Annotated in this window: 18 protein-coding genes and 1 riboswitch; of the genes, 11 read left to right on the forward strand and 7 right to left on the reverse strand. The window is 38.8% G+C overall.

The annotated features are described in order from the left end of the window. Positions 1-67: 67 nt before the first annotated feature. Positions 68-212, forward strand: a riboswitch (SAM riboswitch). Between the two features lie 91 nt (positions 213-303). The 9 genes from mtnK to IEV41_RS09225 all read left to right on the forward strand — a co-directional run bounded on the left by mtnK (position 304) and on the right by IEV41_RS09225 (position 7,730). Further along, the gene (gene mtnK, locus IEV41_RS09185) at positions 304-1,491 is read left to right on the forward strand and encodes an S-methyl-5-thioribose kinase (protein WP_188388091.1); all 1,188 of its coding nucleotides are present in this window, start codon (positions 304-306) and stop codon (positions 1,489-1,491) included. Then, a complete protein-coding gene (gene mtnA / locus IEV41_RS09190; protein ID WP_188388092.1) occupies positions 1,488-2,534 on the forward strand; it encodes an S-methyl-5-thioribose-1-phosphate isomerase in 1,047 nt (348 codons plus the stop codon). The genes mtnK and mtnA overlap by 4 nt, the downstream gene beginning before the upstream one ends. 166 nt (positions 2,535-2,700) lie before the next feature. Next, on the forward strand, positions 2,701-3,879 hold the full coding sequence (locus tag IEV41_RS09195; RefSeq protein WP_268235134.1) for an MFS transporter: 1,179 nt from the start codon (positions 2,701-2,703) through the stop codon (positions 3,877-3,879). 15 nt (positions 3,880-3,894) lie between these two features. Continuing rightward, positions 3,895-4,095, forward strand: coding sequence for an NETI motif-containing protein (locus IEV41_RS09200; protein WP_188388093.1), 201 nt, complete (start codon positions 3,895-3,897; stop codon positions 4,093-4,095). Positions 4,096-4,217: 122 nt separating this feature from the next. Further along, positions 4,218-5,210: an NADPH:quinone oxidoreductase family protein gene (locus IEV41_RS09205; protein WP_188388094.1), complete on the forward strand. Its 993-nt coding sequence runs from the start codon at positions 4,218-4,220 to the stop codon at positions 5,208-5,210. Positions 5,211-5,319: 109 nt separating this feature from the next. Next, a complete protein-coding gene (locus IEV41_RS09210) occupies positions 5,320-6,177 on the forward strand; it encodes a Cof-type HAD-IIB family hydrolase (RefSeq protein ID WP_188388095.1) in 858 nt (285 codons plus the stop codon). Positions 6,178-6,278: 101 nt separating this feature from the next. Continuing rightward, positions 6,279-6,479 (forward strand): hypothetical protein, encoded by a 201-nt coding sequence (locus IEV41_RS09215; protein ID WP_188388096.1) that lies wholly within the window; start codon positions 6,279-6,281, stop codon positions 6,477-6,479. Between the two features lie 259 nt (positions 6,480-6,738). Beyond that, positions 6,739-7,215 carry a hypothetical protein gene (locus IEV41_RS09220; RefSeq protein ID WP_188388097.1) on the forward strand — a complete coding sequence of 159 codons (477 nt, stop codon included), beginning with the start codon at positions 6,739-6,741 and terminating at the stop codon, positions 7,213-7,215. A gap of 62 nt (positions 7,216-7,277) precedes the next feature. Next, entirely contained in the window at positions 7,278-7,730 is a 453-nt protein-coding gene (locus tag IEV41_RS09225) for a DUF5946 family protein (protein WP_188388098.1), read from the forward strand. Between the two features lie 78 nt (positions 7,731-7,808). Here IEV41_RS09225 and IEV41_RS09230 read toward each other — a convergent pair whose 3' ends face one another. The 3 genes from IEV41_RS09230 to IEV41_RS09240 all read right to left on the reverse strand — a co-directional run bounded on the left by IEV41_RS09230 (position 7,809) and on the right by IEV41_RS09240 (position 9,681). After that, complete coding sequence (locus IEV41_RS09230; protein WP_188388099.1) at positions 7,809-8,744, reverse strand: hypothetical protein; 936 nt, start codon at positions 8,742-8,744, stop codon at positions 7,809-7,811. Positions 8,745-8,889: 145 nt separating this feature from the next. Beyond that, entirely contained in the window at positions 8,890-9,150 is a 261-nt protein-coding gene (locus IEV41_RS09235; protein ID WP_188388100.1) for a hypothetical protein, read from the reverse strand. Positions 9,151-9,213: 63 nt separating this feature from the next. Further along, positions 9,214-9,681, reverse strand: a complete 468-nt coding sequence (locus IEV41_RS09240) for an NUDIX domain-containing protein (RefSeq protein WP_188388101.1) — start codon at positions 9,679-9,681, stop codon at positions 9,214-9,216. Between the two features lie 186 nt (positions 9,682-9,867). Between IEV41_RS09240 and IEV41_RS09245 the strand changes: the two genes are divergently transcribed. Then, entirely contained in the window at positions 9,868-10,686 is an 819-nt protein-coding gene (locus IEV41_RS09245) for a hypothetical protein (protein ID WP_205181469.1), read from the forward strand. A gap of 17 nt (positions 10,687-10,703) precedes the next feature. On the opposite strand, the gene IEV41_RS09250 is transcribed toward IEV41_RS09245, so the two are convergent. Both IEV41_RS09250 and IEV41_RS09255 read right to left on the reverse strand, forming a co-directional pair. Further along, positions 10,704-12,515, reverse strand: a complete 1,812-nt coding sequence (locus IEV41_RS09250; RefSeq protein WP_188388102.1) for a S9 family peptidase — start codon at positions 12,513-12,515, stop codon at positions 10,704-10,706. Between the two features lie 142 nt (positions 12,516-12,657). Further along, positions 12,658-14,466 (reverse strand): S9 family peptidase, encoded by a 1,809-nt coding sequence (locus IEV41_RS09255; protein WP_188388103.1) that lies wholly within the window; start codon positions 14,464-14,466, stop codon positions 12,658-12,660. A gap of 241 nt (positions 14,467-14,707) precedes the next feature. Between IEV41_RS09255 and IEV41_RS09260 the strand changes: the two genes are divergently transcribed. Continuing rightward, positions 14,708-17,458, forward strand: a complete 2,751-nt coding sequence (locus IEV41_RS09260; protein WP_188388104.1) for a dynamin family protein — start codon at positions 14,708-14,710, stop codon at positions 17,456-17,458. Between the two features lie 134 nt (positions 17,459-17,592). Here the strand turns inward: IEV41_RS09260 and IEV41_RS09265 are convergent, their stop codons facing one another. Together IEV41_RS09265 and IEV41_RS09270 are read right to left on the reverse strand one after the other, a co-directional pair. Further along, positions 17,593-18,309, reverse strand: coding sequence for a hypothetical protein (locus tag IEV41_RS09265; protein WP_188388105.1), 717 nt, complete (start codon positions 18,307-18,309; stop codon positions 17,593-17,595). A gap of 237 nt (positions 18,310-18,546) precedes the next feature. Continuing rightward, positions 18,547-20,361 (reverse strand): S9 family peptidase, encoded by a 1,815-nt coding sequence (locus tag IEV41_RS09270; RefSeq protein WP_188388106.1) that lies wholly within the window; start codon positions 20,359-20,361, stop codon positions 18,547-18,549. Between the last annotated feature and the right edge of the window lie 138 nt (positions 20,362-20,499).

Raw genomic sequence — 20,499 nt, forward strand, 5'->3', positions numbered from 1 at the left:
TCCTGTCAATCGACAATGACAATGGGATACACAACATACTCGCTTTTTAAAATTGCATATGATTTTTCTCTTATCAAGAGCTGGCGGAGGGATTTGGCCCGATGAAGCCCAGCAACCGACCGTAATACCATTGCAAAATGGGGCGCTACATTTGCGCCTATAAGGCACGGTGCTAATTCCAACAGAGAGCATGTCTCTCTGGTAGATAAGAGGGGCGAAGACTACCTTCAAACCTCTTTCGACGAAAATGAAAGAGGTTTTTTTCATGCGGAAAAAACCTCCACAAATAAGGAGGATACTAATATGTCAAACAAAAACTATGCACCACTAACAGAGGAAAGCGCGATTACACTCGCAAAAGAACTAGCTTATTTCACAGCAGAAGAACATGTTACATGCGAAGAAATTGGAGACGGAAACTTAAACCTTGTCTTCCGTATTAAAGGATTCGAAAGAAGCATCATTATCAAGCAAGCATTGCCGTACGCAAAAGTCGTTGGCGAAAGCTGGCCATTGTCACTAAAGCGTGCCGAAATCGAAAGCCATGCACTTCGTATTCAAGGACAATACGTTCCTCACCTCGTACCAAAGGTGTTCCACGAAGACCATGACTTAGCGGTAACAATCATGGAAGATTTAAGTCACTTAACAATCGCAAGAAAAGGATTAATCGACGGTGAAGATTATCCTCTTCTATCGACGCACATCGGGACATTCTTAGCACATACTCTTTTCTTTACATCCGATTTCGGTCTACATGCATCGAAAAAGCGTGAACTAGATAGCCAGTTCTGTAATCCGGACTTGTGCGATATTACAGAAGGTCTTGTATTCACCGATCCGTTTGGCCCGTATGAAACGAACAATTTTGAACCAGCACTACAAGAAGACGTAGAACAAATTTGGAACAACGTTTCCCTAAAAGAGCGTGTTGCTCAGTTAAAATATAGCTTCTTGACGCACAAAGAAGCACTTCTACATGGTGACTTGCATACAGGAAGTATTTTCGCGAGCGAAACAGAAACGAAAGTAATTGATCCTGAATTTGCATGCTTTGGTCCAATTGGCTTCGATATCGGTCAGTTCTTCGCTAACTTATTGCTTCAAGCAATTTCTCGTGAAGAAGAACGACAAGCTGTATTATTCACGCATATCGAAACAACATGGAACGTATTCTCTGATACATTCTCTGCGCTTTGGCACCAACATAGCGTAGATGCATATACGACACTTGATACGTGGCGCATTGCGGTACTTGCAAATATCTTCCGCGAAGCAGTCGGCTTTGCAGGATGCGAAATAATTCGTCGTACAATCGGCTTAGCACATGTTGCTGATTTAGATGGTATAGAAGACGAGACAAGACGCATTCATGCGAAGAAGCAAGCTTTAAAATTAGGTACAGCACTTCTTTTACATGACGTAAATACAGTTGATGCACAATTTTATGACAGAATATTCAAAACCATTAAAAATGAGGTGAATGCATGAGTATCTTAGAAACGATTCCTCGCTCTGTCTTACTAGAGAAGGATCACATTGTCTTATTAAATCAGCAACTATTACCTGGAAAGGTTCAATACGAGAAACTTCATACGTTACAAGATGTATGGGAAGCAATCGTATCCCTTAAAGTACGCGGTGCACCTGCAATTGGTATTACAGCAGCATTCGGCTTAGTGCTTGCGGCGGACGCAATTCAAACAGAGCACTTAACAACACTACACGTAGGAATCAAAAAAGCTCGCAACTACTTAGCAAGCTCACGCCCTACTGCGGTAAATTTATTTTGGGCGTTAGACCGCCTTGTGGAAGCGTCTAACGAAGCAACAACAATTGAAGAAACGAGAGAAATTTTACGACGTGAAGCACTTCTTATTCAAAAAGAAGACGAAGATGTATGCCGCCAAATCGGAGAACATGCCGTCACACTTTTTGAACACGGCGCAAATATTTTGACACATTGCAACGCTGGTAGTATCGCAACAGCGCGTTACGGCACAGCACTTGCACCGTTTTACATCGCGAAAGAACGTGGCATCACACTTCGCGCCTTCGCATGTGAAACACGTCCTGTTCTACAAGGTGCTCGGCTAACAGCTTGGGAATTACAACAAGCTGAAGTAGACGTAACACTCATCACCGACAACATGGCTGCAAATACGATTGCATCGAAAAACATTGCTGCTATCATCGTTGGTGCGGATCGTGTTGTCGCAAACGGTGACACAGCAAACAAAATCGGGACGCTCTCGCTAGCAATTTTAGCGAAGCATTACAACATTCCGTTCTACGTAGCAGCACCTACGTCTACGTTCGATTTAACACTTGAACACGGCAATGAAATCGTCATCGAAGAACGAAATGAAAAAGAAGTAACACACGTACACGGCACACGTGTTGCACCAATTGGTGTGAATGTATACAATCCGGCATTCGATGTCACACCAGGTCAACTTATTACGGCTATCATCACAGAAAAAGGTATCATCCGTGGTGACTACTCTGTAGAAATCCAGAAACATTTTCAATAAGAAAAGAAAAAGAAGAGTATGGGGGCTCTTCTTTTTCTTCTATACTATATGTCCTCGTCTCCACTCTATAGGTTAGTCGTCTAATCTCATAGTGGCTACTTCCCATCTCTTCTTATTTATAGTAAGGTCGAGGTTGGGTATATTTTTGACAAAAGGGGGTGCTCTTGTGAATCGACAAGCGTATCAATATTGGATCATGACAAGTGTTGTAGCTATTTCTGGATTATCACAAGGAATGCTTCTTCCCGTTATTGCTATTATTTTCGAACAACAAAACGTAAGCTCTAGCTTGAACGGATTACACGCAACAGCACTTTATATCGGTGTTATTTGTGTATCACCTTTCTTAGAAAAACCGATGCGTCGCTTCGGCGTGAAGCCCATTACTGTCGTCGGTGTTGGAATTGTAACGGTATCATTTCTATTATTTACACAAGTATTTTCATTTTGGATTTGGTTTGCCCTCCGTCTTCTTATTGGAATTGGCGATCATATGTTACACGTCGGAACACAAACGTGGATTACGACGAACGCACCGAAAGAGAAGCTCGGTCGCAGCGTATCGATGTACGGGTTTTTCTACGGACTTGGCTTCGCATCTGGTCCAATTGTTGCAACGACTATCCAGTTCGGAAACAACGTCCCATTCGTTATCTCAACTGTCCTTTGCTTGCTCGCATGGCTCCTACTCCTTCCGCTGCAAAATTCAAAGCCAGCAGAAGAAACAAACGAAACAAAAAATGACTCTAGCTTCGCTCGTTACAAAAAAGTAATTGGCTATGCTTGGATTGCCTTACTTGCACCACTTATGTATGGTGTACTAGAAGGAATGTTAAACAGTAACTTCCCTGTATTCGCACTTCGTCAAGGAATGGAAATTGAACAAATCTCTATCATTCTTGCCTCCTTCTCAATTGGCGGCTTATTAACACAAGTACCACTTGGTATATTAAGCGATCGATATGGACGAGGAAAGATGCTAGCAATTTGTTATACAGTGAGTACGTTCACATTCGGATTTGTTGCCTTTAGCAACGATTCATATTGGCTCACACTTAGTGGCATGATAGTATCAGGAATGATGGTTGGATCTTCCTTCTCGCTTGGACTTGGTTATATGACAGACTTACTGCCGAAATACTTGCTGCCAGCAGGGAACATTTTATGCGGAATTGCCTTTAGTATCGGTAGTATTACAGGACCTGTTCTCGGAGGAACATTCATTCAATATACAGATGATGTTAGCATTTTTGCGGTAACAAGTTTATTTTTACTCTTCGTTTCTTTCGCATATCTTGTTAAAATGAAGAAAGAACAAACAACAGTCCGCTCAATGGATGCATAACACCTGGAGGATTACATGACAAAGAAGAAGAAACAAAAGTTTGAAGTACACGAAAATGAAACAATTACCGATTGCCTTGACCGCATGAAAGCAGAAGGCTACACACCCGTCCGCCGCATGGAAGAACCTGTCTTCCACGAAGTAACGGTAAACGGTAAAAAAGAAGTAGAACCATGCGGAAGTAAGATTGTCTTTGAAGGCATATTAATAAGCTAATGCAATACCTCATCTCTTATACGAGATGAGGTATTTTTATGACGATTTGCTGACAGTCATTTACCAATGACATCGTGCTTCTTATAATAAGGATAACCCTAAAAAGAAAAGAGGAATTCTTTATGCATACATTTCGTGCACTATTTGTAAATAAAGAAAGCAATGAAACGAACCTAGAGATTCGCCACATCACAAAAGACGATTTACCAAATGGTAATGTGACAATTCGCGTTCATTACTCAAGTGTTAACTATAAAGATGGCCTCGCTAGCATCCCAAATGGAAACATCGTTCAAAGCTATCCATTCATTCCTGGTATTGATGCAGCAGGAATTGTTGAAGAATCAGCGGATGAGCGTTTTACCGTTGGTGATGAAGTAATTGTCACAAGCTACGAATTAGGAGTATCTCATTTCGGAGGATATAGCGAATATATCCGTGTTCCCGCTGACTGGGTTGTTCCATTGCCAAAAGGATTATCATTAAAAGAAGCGATGATATTAGGAACAGCTGGCTTTACTGCTGCACTATCTGTACAACAGTTAGAACATGCACATGTTACACCTGAAAAAGGTGACGTGTTAGTGACAGGAGCTACTGGTGGGGTTGGAAGTATTGCTGTTTCCATGCTTGCCAAAAAAGGCTACGATGTCGTTGCTAGTACAGGAAAAATGAATGAGCATGACTATTTACATACATTAGGTGCAAAAGAAATCTTATCACGTGAAGATGTGTGTCCAGAGAAAATCCGACCTCTAGGACGGACTCGTTGGGCCGGGGCAGTTGATCCCGTTGGTGGAAACACATTAGCTCATGTTCTTAGTACAACAAAATATGGTGGTGCAGTTGCGGTAAGCGGATTAACTGGCGGAGTTAGTTTCCAAGGTAGCGTGTTCCCATTCATTTTACGTGGTGTAAATCTTCTCGGTATTGACTCTGTCTATTGCCCGATGGAAGTACGTCAGCCCCTTTGGGAGCGTATCGCTACAGATTTAAAACCTGCTTATTTAACAACTACAATTGTCCAAGAAATTACTCTCGAACAAGTACCAGATACACTTGCTTCTATTTTAAAAGGAAACGTCCGTGGTCGTGTTGTCGTTAATTTAATGTAAGTATACCGGTTGCATCTTCTCTCATAAAGGCATACAATAATAACTTGTAAACGAATTCACATATCTATTTATTATTTACAACGATGAAACTAATGAAAGAAGTGATTCCATGAAACTAATCGCACTTGATATGGACGGGACATTATTATCCTCCAAGCATGTGATTCCAGAAGAAAATTTAAAAGCTATTTACGACGCACAAGATGCAGGTCATATCGTTATGATTTGTTCAGGACGTGCGAAAGAACACATCACGACATTTTTAGCAGAAAGTGGATTAGATTGTCCAGTTGCATCTAGTAATGGTGCTGTCGTGTCTATCAACAATGAAATCATCAGCGAAATTAGCATGTCACGCGAAGTTGTTCGCAACATTGCGACTCAATTAGAACAAGAACATGCTCCTTACAAGTTATATACAAACAAAGGTATTTTCACGACGCATAACTGGTCTGAAAAAGTGAAGAAAGAATTTGACGAAGCCGAGTTCAAACACGAGAAGTGTACACCTGAAGAACTCATTCGCTTTACTGAAGATATTCCAAATGCCATTACAATGACATATGTAAATGACGTAGAAGAATTACTTCAAGACGAAGAAATTGTCGTACATAAGTTTTTCGTGTTAACATTCGATACGAATAAACAAGCTCACTTACGAGAAACAATGGCACATCCAGAATTAATGGTTACTTCTTCCCTATGGAACAACGTTGAAATTATGGACAAAAACGGTCATAAAGGAAACGGAATTAAAGCCGTGGCAAAACATTTCAATATCCCAATCGAAGACACAATCGCGATGGGTGACAACTACAATGACGTTGGAATGTTAGACGTTGCAGGATTCTCCGTTGTCATGGAAAATGGCGAGCCTGATTTAAAAGCAAAATACGACGCTGTGACATTAACAAATGATGAGAACGGCGTAGCACATGCAATTTATAAATATGTGTTAGAGAAATAAAACAGAAAACCTTCATCCCTTTTCGGATGAAGGTTTTCTTCTGTATAAACGAAAAATCCTTTATAATAAAAGAACAGATTGTATGATAAAGGAGAATGTACATGCTAAAGTTCATTGCAGAAAAACGTAGACCTTTTATTTACGGAGCAGTCATACTTGTCGCACTTCTTAACTTTGTGCTTGAAAATGATACTGCGAAGTTACTTGTACTACTAGTAGGAATTGTAACGATATTATGTATCGGTATTTCTTCGACTGTATACGAAGCGAAAAAAGGGAATAAACAAGAAAAAGGCAGATAAATCCACTCTGCTTTTTCCTTATTTGTAATCTATCAACTACTTAAGCTTTCGTATCAATAAATTTAATCACATACGTTGCTGTACTAATAATAAACATCCATTCAACCATATCCGTAATGAACTTAATCGTCGGATTATAAGAAAGTATGAACAAGCGGAATTTTATATTTCACTACTTATTAGCCCACTTCTAATACTATATCTATGTTAACGCAACTGAAAATTAGTTTAATAAAATAAAACAATGGAGGAATTGTCCATGAATTACCGCGATTTAATGGAACTAGATTGCATGATTTACTTCGTTGCGCTTGCAGAGCCTAGCACAAATTCATTACGAATCTTTGTAGAAAGATGCAATCCATCAAAAGAACGTACCTCGATTGAGATGGCAGGTCAAACAATTACAGATGTCTCACCAATAATGGCCGATGAACATTTGCCAATCATTCAACTAGATTTCTATTCCTATGTTTCATACACCGTTATCAACGAAGTCTTCATGCCTTCGGATAATGAAGAAGTGTGCGAAGGAAAGACGTTTCGTATTTATACAAAATCAAAAGCTTTAGATTTCGTTACATCACGTACCTCCGCTGAATGGATTCTCCCTGACCAACCATTTACCCACTACGAAATTCCTTGCTTAGACCACATCATTGACGTCATTTCCCATTCAGAACCCACCGTAACAGAAATTGATCGAAATACTTTTTTCAATGACGAACATCAGTAATACTCGGGTTGACCTTCACGTTACGTCATACTATACACTTTAGAAAATAGGAGGTGTTCTTCTTGGTCGACAACACTACAATCATGCAAGCTGGAAGATGTATCGAATGCGGAGCAAAAGAAACAGATGGACTTTCATGCTATGAGTTATTCGGATTCCCGCTCGTCTGGGAACATCATGATCCAGAATTATACGCTCTACACTTCTGGCTTGTATCGTGTTACATGATACAACATCCTTCTACTTATACAGAGGAAGGATATAATCATTTAGTTAACTTATTTACGGATGCGTATGACAACAATTGGGACACAGCTTACATTCTTAAGAAAAATCGTGAGTTAGTCCGAAACATGGATAAAATCACAAATCCACTTCCCTCCGAGGAAAGAACACGTAAGTTAAGGTTATGGTCTATAACGATTGAAGATATATATGCTGGCGGTGAAGAGCATGCGATAGAAAATATCCAGAAATGGAGAGATTGTATCCGAAACGAACTTTCCAACAAGTAAAAAACAGGCGAACTCAGCCTGCTTTTTACTTCATGTGATTCATATTCCATTTATCAACAGTTAACTACGTACTGCACTTTAGAATGGTTGGATCACCGTCCTTAAAGAAGCTTCTACAGACTGAGATGAATAATTAGAATTACTCACTTTATACGGATCTGGTAAAGCTACTACTTGATAATTTGTTTTTGTACTTACACGAGGTAACGTTAATTTATATATCTTTTTCTCGCCTGGTTCAACCGTAACATAATTGACAACTTCATTGTTTATTACCGGTACTTGTTGCCAATCTAAAAAGGCAATTAAAGCATATTGAACAGACTCATTTCCTGGATTCCCAATCGTCAAATATACCTCTTGTCCACTTTTTGCTGTCATTAAAGCAGTTAATTCCTCCGCTTGTTCACTAAGAAATACACTAGCAATTGGCTCCTTAGTTGAAATAAGAAAAGGCAATAAACTGTTTTCTGTAGGGGTGTTCCTATCCTCAATAGGATATCTTAATGACAATAGATTCCCTAAAGATACCGCTTCACTCTCAAACTTTTCAAGTAAAACATGTGGCTGTTTGATAATTAAATAACTAACTTCTTTCGTATTATCCTGTAATGTGTCTATAAAATCGATATCAACCGTATCATCGGCTTTTGCTAGAAAGTCATAACTTTGGTATGTTTGTCCCTCTACCTCAAATGGGGACTGCCTAAAATCATGTAGCGCAATGAGTTTATATTCTCTTTCATCATTCATATAGTGAGAGAAAGATAATCTCGAGCTAACTTCCCCTTCTTCCACAGCCAACCGGCTTCCATTATCTATTATTTTATTATCTTTGCCATATAAGCCTAACTCCCATCCTAATCCTACCTTATTGGAATTAGACTTTGATTTATCATCTATATTCCCTGCGTCTTGAGAAACTGGACTCCTTTGCTTATACATGATATATGCTGCACTTACACCGATACAAGCAATCATCAAAAGATATACTATTGCTTTCATTTTTTTCACGTTACTCCCCCTTCTCCCTTTTCGCATTAACTCTTCTAACTAACTATAATTTGTGAAATATTTCACAAATTATTATACAAGTAATTTATGGAAAAATCAAAAGATATATAACTAATAATTCTGTAAAAGAAAAGAGCAAGGATATTTACCCTGCTCTCTTCTTTATCGCATATTTTTTGGGGACAAAATGCAACATAATCCCTATCATCGAAAACGTAAAAATCCGTTCATTAACAGCTGGATAATGTTTAATTAGCCATAACCAAATGATTAATGTTGTAATGATAGCCACTATGACAGTTGGATAAATGCCAATTTTATTTAATGTTCGCTGTCTAACTTTGAATATTGGTTCAATAATAAGTTCTAATACTAGAATAATTGCTAGTGGAATAATGAATACCATAGTTACTACCCTTTCCTACAAATCAAATAAATGTGTCCAAACCTAACGTAATAAGAATCATCGTCATGCTTCTAACAAATGTTCCTCTATGATGGTAATGTTGCGCTTAGTGTTCATATAAGAAATGATATGATCTTGCATACGTGGATATAAAACAATGTCATTTAATTCCGATAACTTTATCCATTTTACATCCGTTTGATTTGGATCTGGATCATCTGGTAACTTCGGCTCACAGTTATCTTTTATCGTACTTTCAAAGATTAGTGCAACAGAATGTGTTAGGCCATATTTATTCTCATTCATATTCGGTGCATACTCGTAAACGAATGCTAATGGGCCAACTTCTATATCGATGCTAGCTTCCTCTTTCGCCTCTCTCCGCACGGCTTCTACAATTGTTTCATTCGGGTCTACTCCACCCGCTGGTAAATTGTAATGTAAGCCATTCTCGTCGTTGAACTCTACTAACAGAACTGCCTCATCTTTTACAATAAGAGCCCCTGCCCTTACTCTCATATGATATGCCATCGTCACTACCACCTTTCAACATCGTCTTGTTTCTATTATAGATGAAAAATAACGTTTATTTCTTTCCTAGACTGGTAAAATACAACAAAAACAATTTCTCCACCTTTTAGCAACCGACCGAACACTATTTCCATGCTACAATAATAGAAGCAAATAGATTATTCGTATGAGAGGTTGTAACAAAACATGTTTCGTTCACTATCACTTTATTTCATTATGTTCCCTGCTATTATCATTGGTGCGATTGCAATGAATGCTCATCATGTCTCACCTAGTATATGGGGACAAAACATCGTCATTTTACTTGTTGGAATACTTGTTTTTTCATTTATTCTATCCATTAATAAAACAGCAGGTCGACAAACGGTTCCTGCTATTATCTATCTATTAATTGCGCCATTCCTAAATAGCGGGATGGAAGGTGTACATCGTTGGGTTTCACTTGGCCCGGTACACCTTTATGTAGCAAGCATCTTCATACCACTGCTGCTTATCCAGTTATGGAAATGGCAAAATTGGTGGATGCCGTTTAGCATCACAGTTGGAATTGCTATTTTATTATTCCTTCATCCCGATGCATCCCAACTATCAGCATTCCTTATCGCAATGAGTATTTTATTATGGAACAAGACTTCTAACAAATGGTTACGATTCATGATGTTAGGTGTCACTATTCTATTCATCAGTTTATCATGGATATTTATCGATCACTTACCACCAGTAGCACATGTAGAAGATATTCTTTACTTAGTTGCAGAGATGGGGACTGGTTGGTTAATTGCGGGTGTTCTATCACTATTTCTTTTACCGTTGCCGTTCCTATGCTTTCCACCCGAAACAGACAAGCGCTTATCTCAAAGTCTCGGAATCTATATAACAGTCATTATCCTTTCAACTTTTCTTGGCAACTTCCCAATGCCTTTAATGGGATTTGGCGTTTCGCCTATTATTGGCTATTTCATTGCATTAACTTGGTATATACGAGAAAAAGCCCCTCTTACTTAACTAAGAGAGGCTTTTTCTTATACTCGTACTTCTTTCACTTGATGCTTCGCTAAGAACTCTGCGATTCGGCGATATACCGCAATCTCATTTTCTTTCTTTGAAAATCCATGTCCTTCATCTTTTAATAACATATATTCTACATCTCTATCTTTCTCTTTTAACGCATGATAAATACGGTCTGATTCTGCTTGTGGCACGCGTGCATCGTTTGCTCCTTGAATAATAAACATTGGCTTCACCATTGCATCCAAATACGTAATTGGGGAGTCTTCCATTAACTTCTCCTTATCACGCACCGGATGTCCTATCATACGATCCAACATCGGCTTCCAATGTTCTGGCACCCCTTCAATAGCTGTGAATAAATCACTTGGACCAAATATATCAACTGTTGCTCGGAAATATTCAGCATGTCGTCCAGCTAGCAGCAACGCCATATAGCCACCAAAACTCGCTCCGACAACGAACAATTTATCTCGTTCAGCAATCCCTTGCTCTATTAACCACTCCAGACCAGCGATACAATCAAGGCGTGGGCCACCTCCCCAGTCGCGCTCTACCATTTTGGTAAATATACTTCCGTAACATGTACTTCCTCGGAAATTCGGTGCAAATACGGTATACCCAAGTCCAACCATGTACTGGAAGAACCCCATATATTGTTTCCTCTCAGCCCATTGCGGCCCACCATGTGGCCAAAGGATTGTGTAGCCGTTCGCAACATCTCCCTTCGGTTTGAAAAGAAGTGCCTCTATTTCTAAATCATCATATGACGCATACGTAATCGTCTCTGGATTTGATAAACTTTCTTTCTCCAAACCTAGAACACTGTTATTCGTCAATCTCTTCCATTCTTTCCTATCATGTCCCATTACATATATATTCGCAGGAATAATAGCACTTTGTCCGAGCACGTATATATTCCCTGAATCTGCAACATGTAAATCGTATACCATATTGACTGGTAATGAAATACATGTACATACACCTGTTTCTATAGATACATGATATAGACGATCTTCCACCCCTTTATGCGTTAACACATAACAACTATTCGTCTCTCTTTGCACATAAATGCCTACTGCTTCTTCTTTTTCAAATGTCTGTACAACCTTAAATTCTTTCGTCGGTATATGGAACGATGCGACATATGGAAAGTCTGCCTCGTAATCTGTCACAAAAAGCACTGTATCATTATCTACAAAATGGCATAAACGTGTTACATATTCTTTTTCACTTGCAGGTGTTAAACAAATAAGCTCTACATCACGTAAAACATAGCACAACGAATACGTAGCGCTAAAATCTTTTTGAATAATAAACGTCTTTTCATCTTGGCTTACGGCTAATAACGTCGTTGTCGTTTCTGTCCCAGTATGAATTAGTTCATCTTGTTTCGTCTTAAGATGATAACATCTAGCATTCATATATAACTCGTTCTCTCTATTTGTTGTGTAATACATACGCTCCCCATCCTCTGATAAATGGGTGAAGTATTGCTTATCTTCCTTATTATTAATAGGAAGTAACGGGAATGGCTTTCCTCCCTCTGGTCGCAAGGCATGAATGTGATAGTTTTCGTCTCCTTCATGATCAAATGCCGTTAAGATGAACTTCCCATCTGAATCAAATTTTATAAAACTACTCGTTTGATTGCAGTACGTTAATGGATATGGATACATATTCGGTATATCCATCGCCCATATGTTAGGCTTGCCATTCATATTCGAACTAAATACAAGGCGTTTTTCGTCCTTGCTTACCGCAAATCCATTGATGTCATAGTTCTGAAAAAACTGTTCCGCATCATGATTCGGAAAATCAATCATCTTTCTTCCACCTTCCCACTTTGTTTTGTGATACATGTCCATTTTAGTTTTAACATCCAATATTTTCAAATTATTTTTTCCTTTTTTAATATATACAAAAAAGCTACCCCTTCTCACATAGGAGAAAAGGTAGCTTATATTCTTATACTCGTACTTCTTTCACTTGATGCTTCGCTAAAAATTCTACAATTCGGCTATATGCCGCTAACTCATTTTCTTTTCGTGAGAAGCCGTGACCTTCGTCTTTCATCACGAAGTATTCTACGTCGCGTCCTTTGTTCTTTAATGCCTCGTATACTTGATCTGATTCTGCTTTGACAACACGTGGATCGTTCTCCCCTTGGATAATAAGCATTGGTTTCACCATACCATCCAAGTATGTCACTGGGGAATCCGCAATTAACTTCTCTCTATCACGCTCTGGGTTCCCTACCCAACGATCCATCGTTGGTTTCCAGTGCTCCGGAACCGACTCGATGAATGTGAATAAGTTACTCACACCAAAAATATCAATGGATGCACGGAAGTACTCAGCGTGGCGTCCAGATAATAGTAACGACATGTAACCACCGTAACTACGCCCGAGAACGAATAACTTATCACGCTCTGCAATTCCTTGTTCGAACAACCACTCAATACCTGCTACACAATCAAGGCGTGGTCCTTCTCCCCAATCTCCTTCGATTACTTTCGTGAAACTCGTTCCGTAGCACGTACTTCCTCGGAAATTCGGAGCAAATAATGTATAACCATGACCAATAATATATTGGAAAATGGCACGGAATTGTTTGCGCTCTGCCCACTGTGGTCCACCGTGTGGCCAGAAGACCGTATGACCGTTCGCTACTTCTGCTTTCGGTTTGAATAGAAGTGCTTCAATTTCCAAACCCTCAAACGATGTGTATGTAACCGTTTCTGGGTCTGATAAATCTTCTTTGTTCAGTCCTAAAATGCGGTTATTTGTGAGCATTTCCCACTCATCCATACCGTTCTTCAACACGAAAAGATTTGCAGGAGCTACCGCGCTATACCCAGCGATATATATATTTCCAGACTCTGCGATATAAGATTGAATCATTACATCAATTGGCAATGACAGTTGCGTTACTGAGTAATCGTCTAATGATAAACGGTAACAGCGATCCTCTACCCCTTTATGCGTTAATACGTAGCAGCTATTTGATTCTTTGTGGAATTGTAGTCCAGCTACTTCTTCTCGCTCAAATACTTGTACTACGTTGAATTCTCTTGTCTGTAAGTTAAACGAAGCAACATACGGGAAATCTGCCTCATAATCTGTGACGAACAGAACTGTATCCTTGTCAACAAAGCAAGCTCCTTCTGTTACATATTCACGTTCACTTGCAGGTGTTAGGCAGATGACTTCATCTCCGCGGATAACATAACATAATGAATATGTGTTGCTGAAATGTTTACCAATAATGAGTGTCTCCTCATCTTCACTTACCGCAAGTAAATGTGTACTTGCTTCTTCACCAGCATGAAGCAACTTGTCTTCTTTCGTACGCAAGTTATAACAATGAATATTCATGTAACGTTGATTATCTTTACTTGTCGTGTAATACATACGCTCGCCGTCTTTTGATAGATGAGAGAAATATTGTTTCACCTCTTTCTCAGCCGGAAGTAAAGCAAACGGCTTTCCACCTTCTGGACGAAGAGCATACAATTGATAGTTCTCATCACCTTCATTATCAAAACCAGCTAAAATGAACTGTCCATTCGGATCAAATTTTAAGAAGCTGCTCATTTGGTTACAGTACGTAAGTGGATATGGGTATGCATTTGGTACATCCATTGCCCACACATTCGGCTTCCCGTTCATATTCGCGCTGAAAATAATGCGCTTCTCATCCTTACTTACCGCAAATGTATCAATATCATACGAATTTAGAAACTGCTCTGCATCATGACTTGGAAAAGTAATCACTCTTTCTCCACCCTTCATTTTGTTGTTTCTGTTTCCGTCTTGCTTGTACAGAATCAATTATAATTTAAATATTTTATATTTTCAAACTATTAATGAAGTGAATAATTTTAATATAAACACTGTTAATTTGAAATAAAACTGATAACAAATTGTCACGTTTATGTAGCCTTTTTTTGTTACAATGGGTAAGATGTACGCACACCGACATCAGAAATAAGTTTAAAAAAGAAAGGAGACTGTCATGAGCCAAGATTTAAAATTAATTTACAAAAAATATTACGAAACTTTCATGATAGACAATACACAACAACCAATTGACGTATTAGGAGAGGCATTTGCTTCTACGCCTGAGACGGATGTAGAGACACTTTCACCTATTCGATTCGCGCAAGGTGAACTATACCACGAGAGCAAAGACTTCGAGGCTGCCATTTTCAAGTGGGAAAAAGTACAAGGCGAATTACAAGAGTGGGCAAAGAAAAACATTGCCGATATTCATGTTGAACTAGATTCCTTACAAGATGCTGAACGAATCTACAAATCTATCTCCTCAGATAACGAAACGCTTACTGCTGAAGTTTCCATTCAACTATTCTTACTTTATGTATCACAAGGACAAATGGATCTTGCGGATAAAGTAATGAAAGAAGTTGTTTCTGTAAGTCCACATTACTCCAATGTTACAACACTTGCGCGTGACTTCTACGAAGAGCGTGAAGATATAGAAAGTGCAGTAGACCTTGCTATTTCAGAAGGACTTCGTACAGAATCAATTGAGTGGTTCCACACAATGCAAACTTACGTACATAAAGGATGGACAGCTTCTCATACGCCTCATTATTTCTATGAGAGCTTACTTGTCTTATCAACAATTGACCAAGCATTCTTTGAAGAGCTAGTTTGTACATTATGGAATAACCATAATGACAACGAGAACCACTTAGCATGGATTACGATGTTTAATACATTATTCTTACAAGTCGAGATTCAATCAACTCATCAATGGAATGATGTTTCTCGTCTATATGAAGACACGTATACACGCTTAATGGGCGGTGACTACTACGTACAAGACTTATGCGAAATGATCCCGACATTCTTAACGAGCTGGTTACGTATCCAAACGAAGGAGCAAGCATTATTCGTATCTGCCGCTATAATCGCATGGAATGAGGCGTTCCCAGAGAATGTTCAACCATCAGCTGTCGAACATGCAGAGAAACTTATGTATAGTGCCAAAGAAGATCCACGTGGACTTACGCATGCACTTGACCTATTCGAAGACATTACGAAATGGGCATACAAATACAAATTACCACTTGGACATAAGTGGGATGTGTGGGCGAATAAGTTCAACAACTTACATGTAAGCAACTTCTTAATCGCTGGTACAAATGGCAACGGAAAATCAACGTTTATAAACTCTATTTTAGAAGAAGACGTATTAGACAACGATACAGCTTCTGTCGTTATTTTCAATGATGCACATGAACGTACAATAACAGAAGTAACACGTACAGAGACTCGTCCACTAGCGACAATGAATGATTTCTACACATCACTTGCTACGCAACGTGATGAACGAGTAGAAGATATGTACATTGAATTTAATACACCATGCGATTTCTTACAAGACGAAGCGGTGACATTTATTGATACACCAGGATTTAGCGAAGATACATTCAGTCATCACACTGCATTTACGTATGCACCACTAGTTGATGGCATTCTTTTCGTGTTAGATGCACAAGTACCTTTCACAAAGATGGAATGTGATATTGCAAAAGAATTAAATAAGAATACGCCTGTTCATTTCATCTTAAACAAGCTAGATACACTTGCTACGGAAAGAGAAATGCGTGATGTCATTAAGGATACAACAACTCGTATCTATGAGTACTTCCCGGATGCACATGTATTCTCGTATTCTGCAACACATAGTGATGCACAACAACTGAAAGAATTAGCACAGTTCATCCGTTCTATCCGTGTAGAAAGTAACCTTCACCTAGAACGTACAGACAAATTCTTAGCCTTCATCCATTCCATGATGAAAAATGTTATGGAGACACGTGTTCAAATCGAAACAGACCTTGTTCATTCTATCGAGTGGAACGAAGATATGGCGGAGAAATTACGTGGTTTCACAGCTAGATTACAAGATACAGAACAAGAAAAAATGAGTACAATTATGAATTCATACAAGGCTATTAAAGAAGATATGGAATTTGAACTATCTGTTATCATTCCACAACTTTTACAAAGCTGTGCGATGTCAATCAAAGAAGATAGTGACTTCGGTACAATTCATATTGAGTTAAACAAAGAAATGAACGGACGCATTCATGAGTACCTACAAGAAACAACATTACCGAAATTCCAGAAATCGTTACTAAACTGGATTGAAGAAGCACAAGATGAATTCGGCCAAGCCGCTTCTTATTTATACGAAATGGGTGACACATTTAACGAACTATACGAAGAAGAGCGCATGAACCTGCACTGTGACTTCCAAATTCTCGAAGACTGGCAACGCGACGTACACCGTATGACAAGCCGTGTTCAAATTATGAACCAAAACATTTTACTACGCTCTAACCCATCGCAACTATTCTTAAAAGGCGTTGGGAAAATTCTTGGTACATTATCACCAAATAAAACGATTATGTACAACAAGTATAAGCAATACGTGGAAAATGAAGAATATAAAGATGTTACTACTGCCATTATCTCAGACTTCTTTACACAATTTGAACTATTTGAAAAAGCACTAGATCGTGACATCGCCCTATTCTTCAAACAACCATTTGCTTTCTTACAAGAATTAATTGAAGAAGCAGAAACAAACGTTGCGACAGGTAATAATATTGTCCAAACAATGCAAGAAACGTTAGAAGCATATTCAAATCCACTACACTTATTCAAGTTAAAAGTTCGCCAATATGAATTAATGAATAGTGCTAGTCAACGTACAAGTGTTAAGATTAACTAATACGTGAAGCTCCGTCGTTTTCAGGCCTCTTTTCAACGATAAAAAAGCGAAAAGCAACACAAATAGGGTATAAAATCGTCGTTGATTTTATACCCTATTTTTTTGTTGGTTTAACCATGTTTCTTTGTCATTTCCTATTTATTCAGTCGATGCCTTGGCCTTTCTTGTACAAAGGTAACAGATTCAGCTTTATACATTTTCCCTTCCCACCGATACTTAACTTTCAAGTTACCAATACGTGCTTCAGGAATTGTTACAAACACATTTGTACTCCCATACAGAACACCGTTTTCAGGCGTATAATCTTCTATTGATCCTGCTCCTGGAGAATCAACAGGAGTAGCATAACCAAAGGTCGCGTAATCAACGACATATTTCTTTTCACCAATTGAAAGAGTAATGATATTTCCTTTTTGTTCCATTTTTACAAATCGCCCAACAGCATCATGAATAGATTCAACTGGAACCTCTTCATATCTCCTATTAGGGTCTTCCACTTGATTTAATACATGAATTTCTTTTGTCGATATGCTCGTTCCCGAATCGGTAATCAATGCAACTATTACATCTTTTAGCTTATCCTTATTAATATCTTCATAATGTAATTTAGGGGCAAATTTAATATTGTACCAATTTGGAAAATGATACAATAACGCACCTCCAACACTACTACCTATTTGAACAGTAAAGTTATTGGTAGACATACTATCTACCTTATCTGCAATTAAAAAGATATCATCATACCATACATCAGATATAATGTGCGATGTAACAACTCTCTCAACTGCATATGCCTTTCCTGTGTGACAAATGACCAGCATTGCTAATACGCATAGTGAAAATGTCTTCATTGTTAGTATCACTCCTTATTCGTTCCTTACAATAGGCACATGCTTCACTGAAAAACATAGACGACCTATATACTGCACTACGAGGGGACGCTTTCCGTTACGTACATGAATTTATCATTTCCCAATACGTAGCGAATAATATGTATTTCATAGCCACACTAATCCCCCATAAAAAATCCCCCTTGCTTTTAAATCAAGGAGGATTTTCTGTAGCCTAGTTATGAAAAAACGCATCTTTTACACTTGTAACTCTGTCACCTTCTGTTGGTGCTTCTCTAAGAATTCTGCGATGCGGCGATACACCGCGATTTCGTTTTCTTTTTTCGAGAAGCCGTGGCCTTCGTCTTCTAATACCATATATTCAACATCGCGACCTTTCGCTTTCAACGCTTCGTACATTTGGTCTGACTCTGCTTTCACAACACGAGGATCATTTGCACCTTGAATAATAAGCATCGGTTTCACCATTCCGTCTAAATACGTGATTGGTGAGTCTTCCATTAACTTCTCCTTATCACGCTCCGGATGGCCTACCCAGCGTTCCATCATTGGCTTCCAAAACTCTGGAACAGATTCAATAAACGTGAACAAATTACTTACTCCGAAAATATCAACAGACGCACGGAAGTATTCCGAATGGCGACCTGATAATAACAACGTCATATAACCGCCGTAGCTACCGCCTACAACGAATAATTTATCACGGTCTGAGATACCTTGTTCAAATAACCACTCAATACCAGCTACACAATCAAGGCGTGGCCCTTCTCCCCAGTCACCTTCAATTACTTTCGTAAACTTCGAACCGTAGCACGTACTACCGCGGAAGTTCGGTGCAAATACTGTGTAACCAAGTCCTGTCATGTATTGGAATAATGCACGGAATTGTTTACGCTCCGCCCACTGTGGTCCACCGTGTGGCCAGAAAATCGTATATCCATTCGCCACTTCTTCTTTCGGTTTGAACAGGAGTGCTTCAATTTCTAATCCGTCAAATGATTCATACATAACAGTTTCTGGATCAGATAAGCTACCACTCTCTAACCCTAATACACAATTGTTCGTTAACATCTTCCATTCTTTTGCATCTTTTTCTAGCATGAAAATATTTGAAGGTGCAACTGCACTGTGACCTGAAACATATACATTACCAGACTTCGCAATATGTAACTGATTCACAATATCAACTGGCAATGACATCGGCACTAGAGAATCATCCTCTAACGATAAGCGATACAAGCGGTCTTCTACGCCTTTGTTCGTTATAATATACGCGCTTTTTGATTCTTTGTGATATTCGCCTCCGTTTACTCCCTCTGCCGCAAACTTCTGGACAACTTTAAACTCTCTCGTCTGTAAATTAAACGATGCAACGTACGCAAAGTCAGCATCGTAATCCGTTACGACTAGAACTGTATCGTTATCAATGAAACGAACCCCTTCTGTCACATACTCCTCTTCACTTACAGGTGTTAAAGGAATCATTTCACCATCCCGTAGTGCATACGATAACGAATATGTGTTACTAAATTGCTTGTGCAGAATAAATGTCTTCTCATCTTCACTTACCGCCATTAAGCCAGTAGTTGCACCATCTCCACTATATAAAAGCGTATCTTCCTTCGTTTTCAAGTTATAACATCTTCCATTCAAGAACTGTTCATTGTCACGACTTGTCGTATAATATAAGCGCTCTCCGTCCTGTGATAAATGAGAGAAAAATTGCTTCTCGCCTTTTTCAGCTGGCATTAACGGAAATGGCTTACCACCCTCTGGACGCAAAGCATGAATCTTATAATTCTCATCACCATCATGATCAAGCCCCAGTAAAATATAGTTTCCGTTTGAGTCTAATTTAATAAAGTTACTCATTTGATTACAATACGTAAGTGGATATGGATACGTATTTGGCAAATCGATTGCCCACAAATTCGGCTTCCCATTCATATTCGAACCGTATATAAGTCGCTTCTCATCCTTACTTACTGCAAATGCTCCGATATTATACGTTTGAAAGAACTGCTCAGCATCACATTTTGGAAATTCAATCATGCTTCTTCCACCCTTCTTTTTATTCTCCGTACGCTATTACATGTACAAGTTAATTGTAATTTAACTTTTCTTTATTTTCAAACTATTTATAAGGTGAACTTTCTCATTTTCTCATCAAATTTTAATCTTTCTCTCCTT

It is taken from the genome of Priestia taiwanensis (assembly GCF_014638355.1).
GTDB classification, from domain to species: Bacteria; Bacillota; Bacilli; order Bacillales; family Bacillaceae_G; genus Priestia_D; species Priestia_D taiwanensis.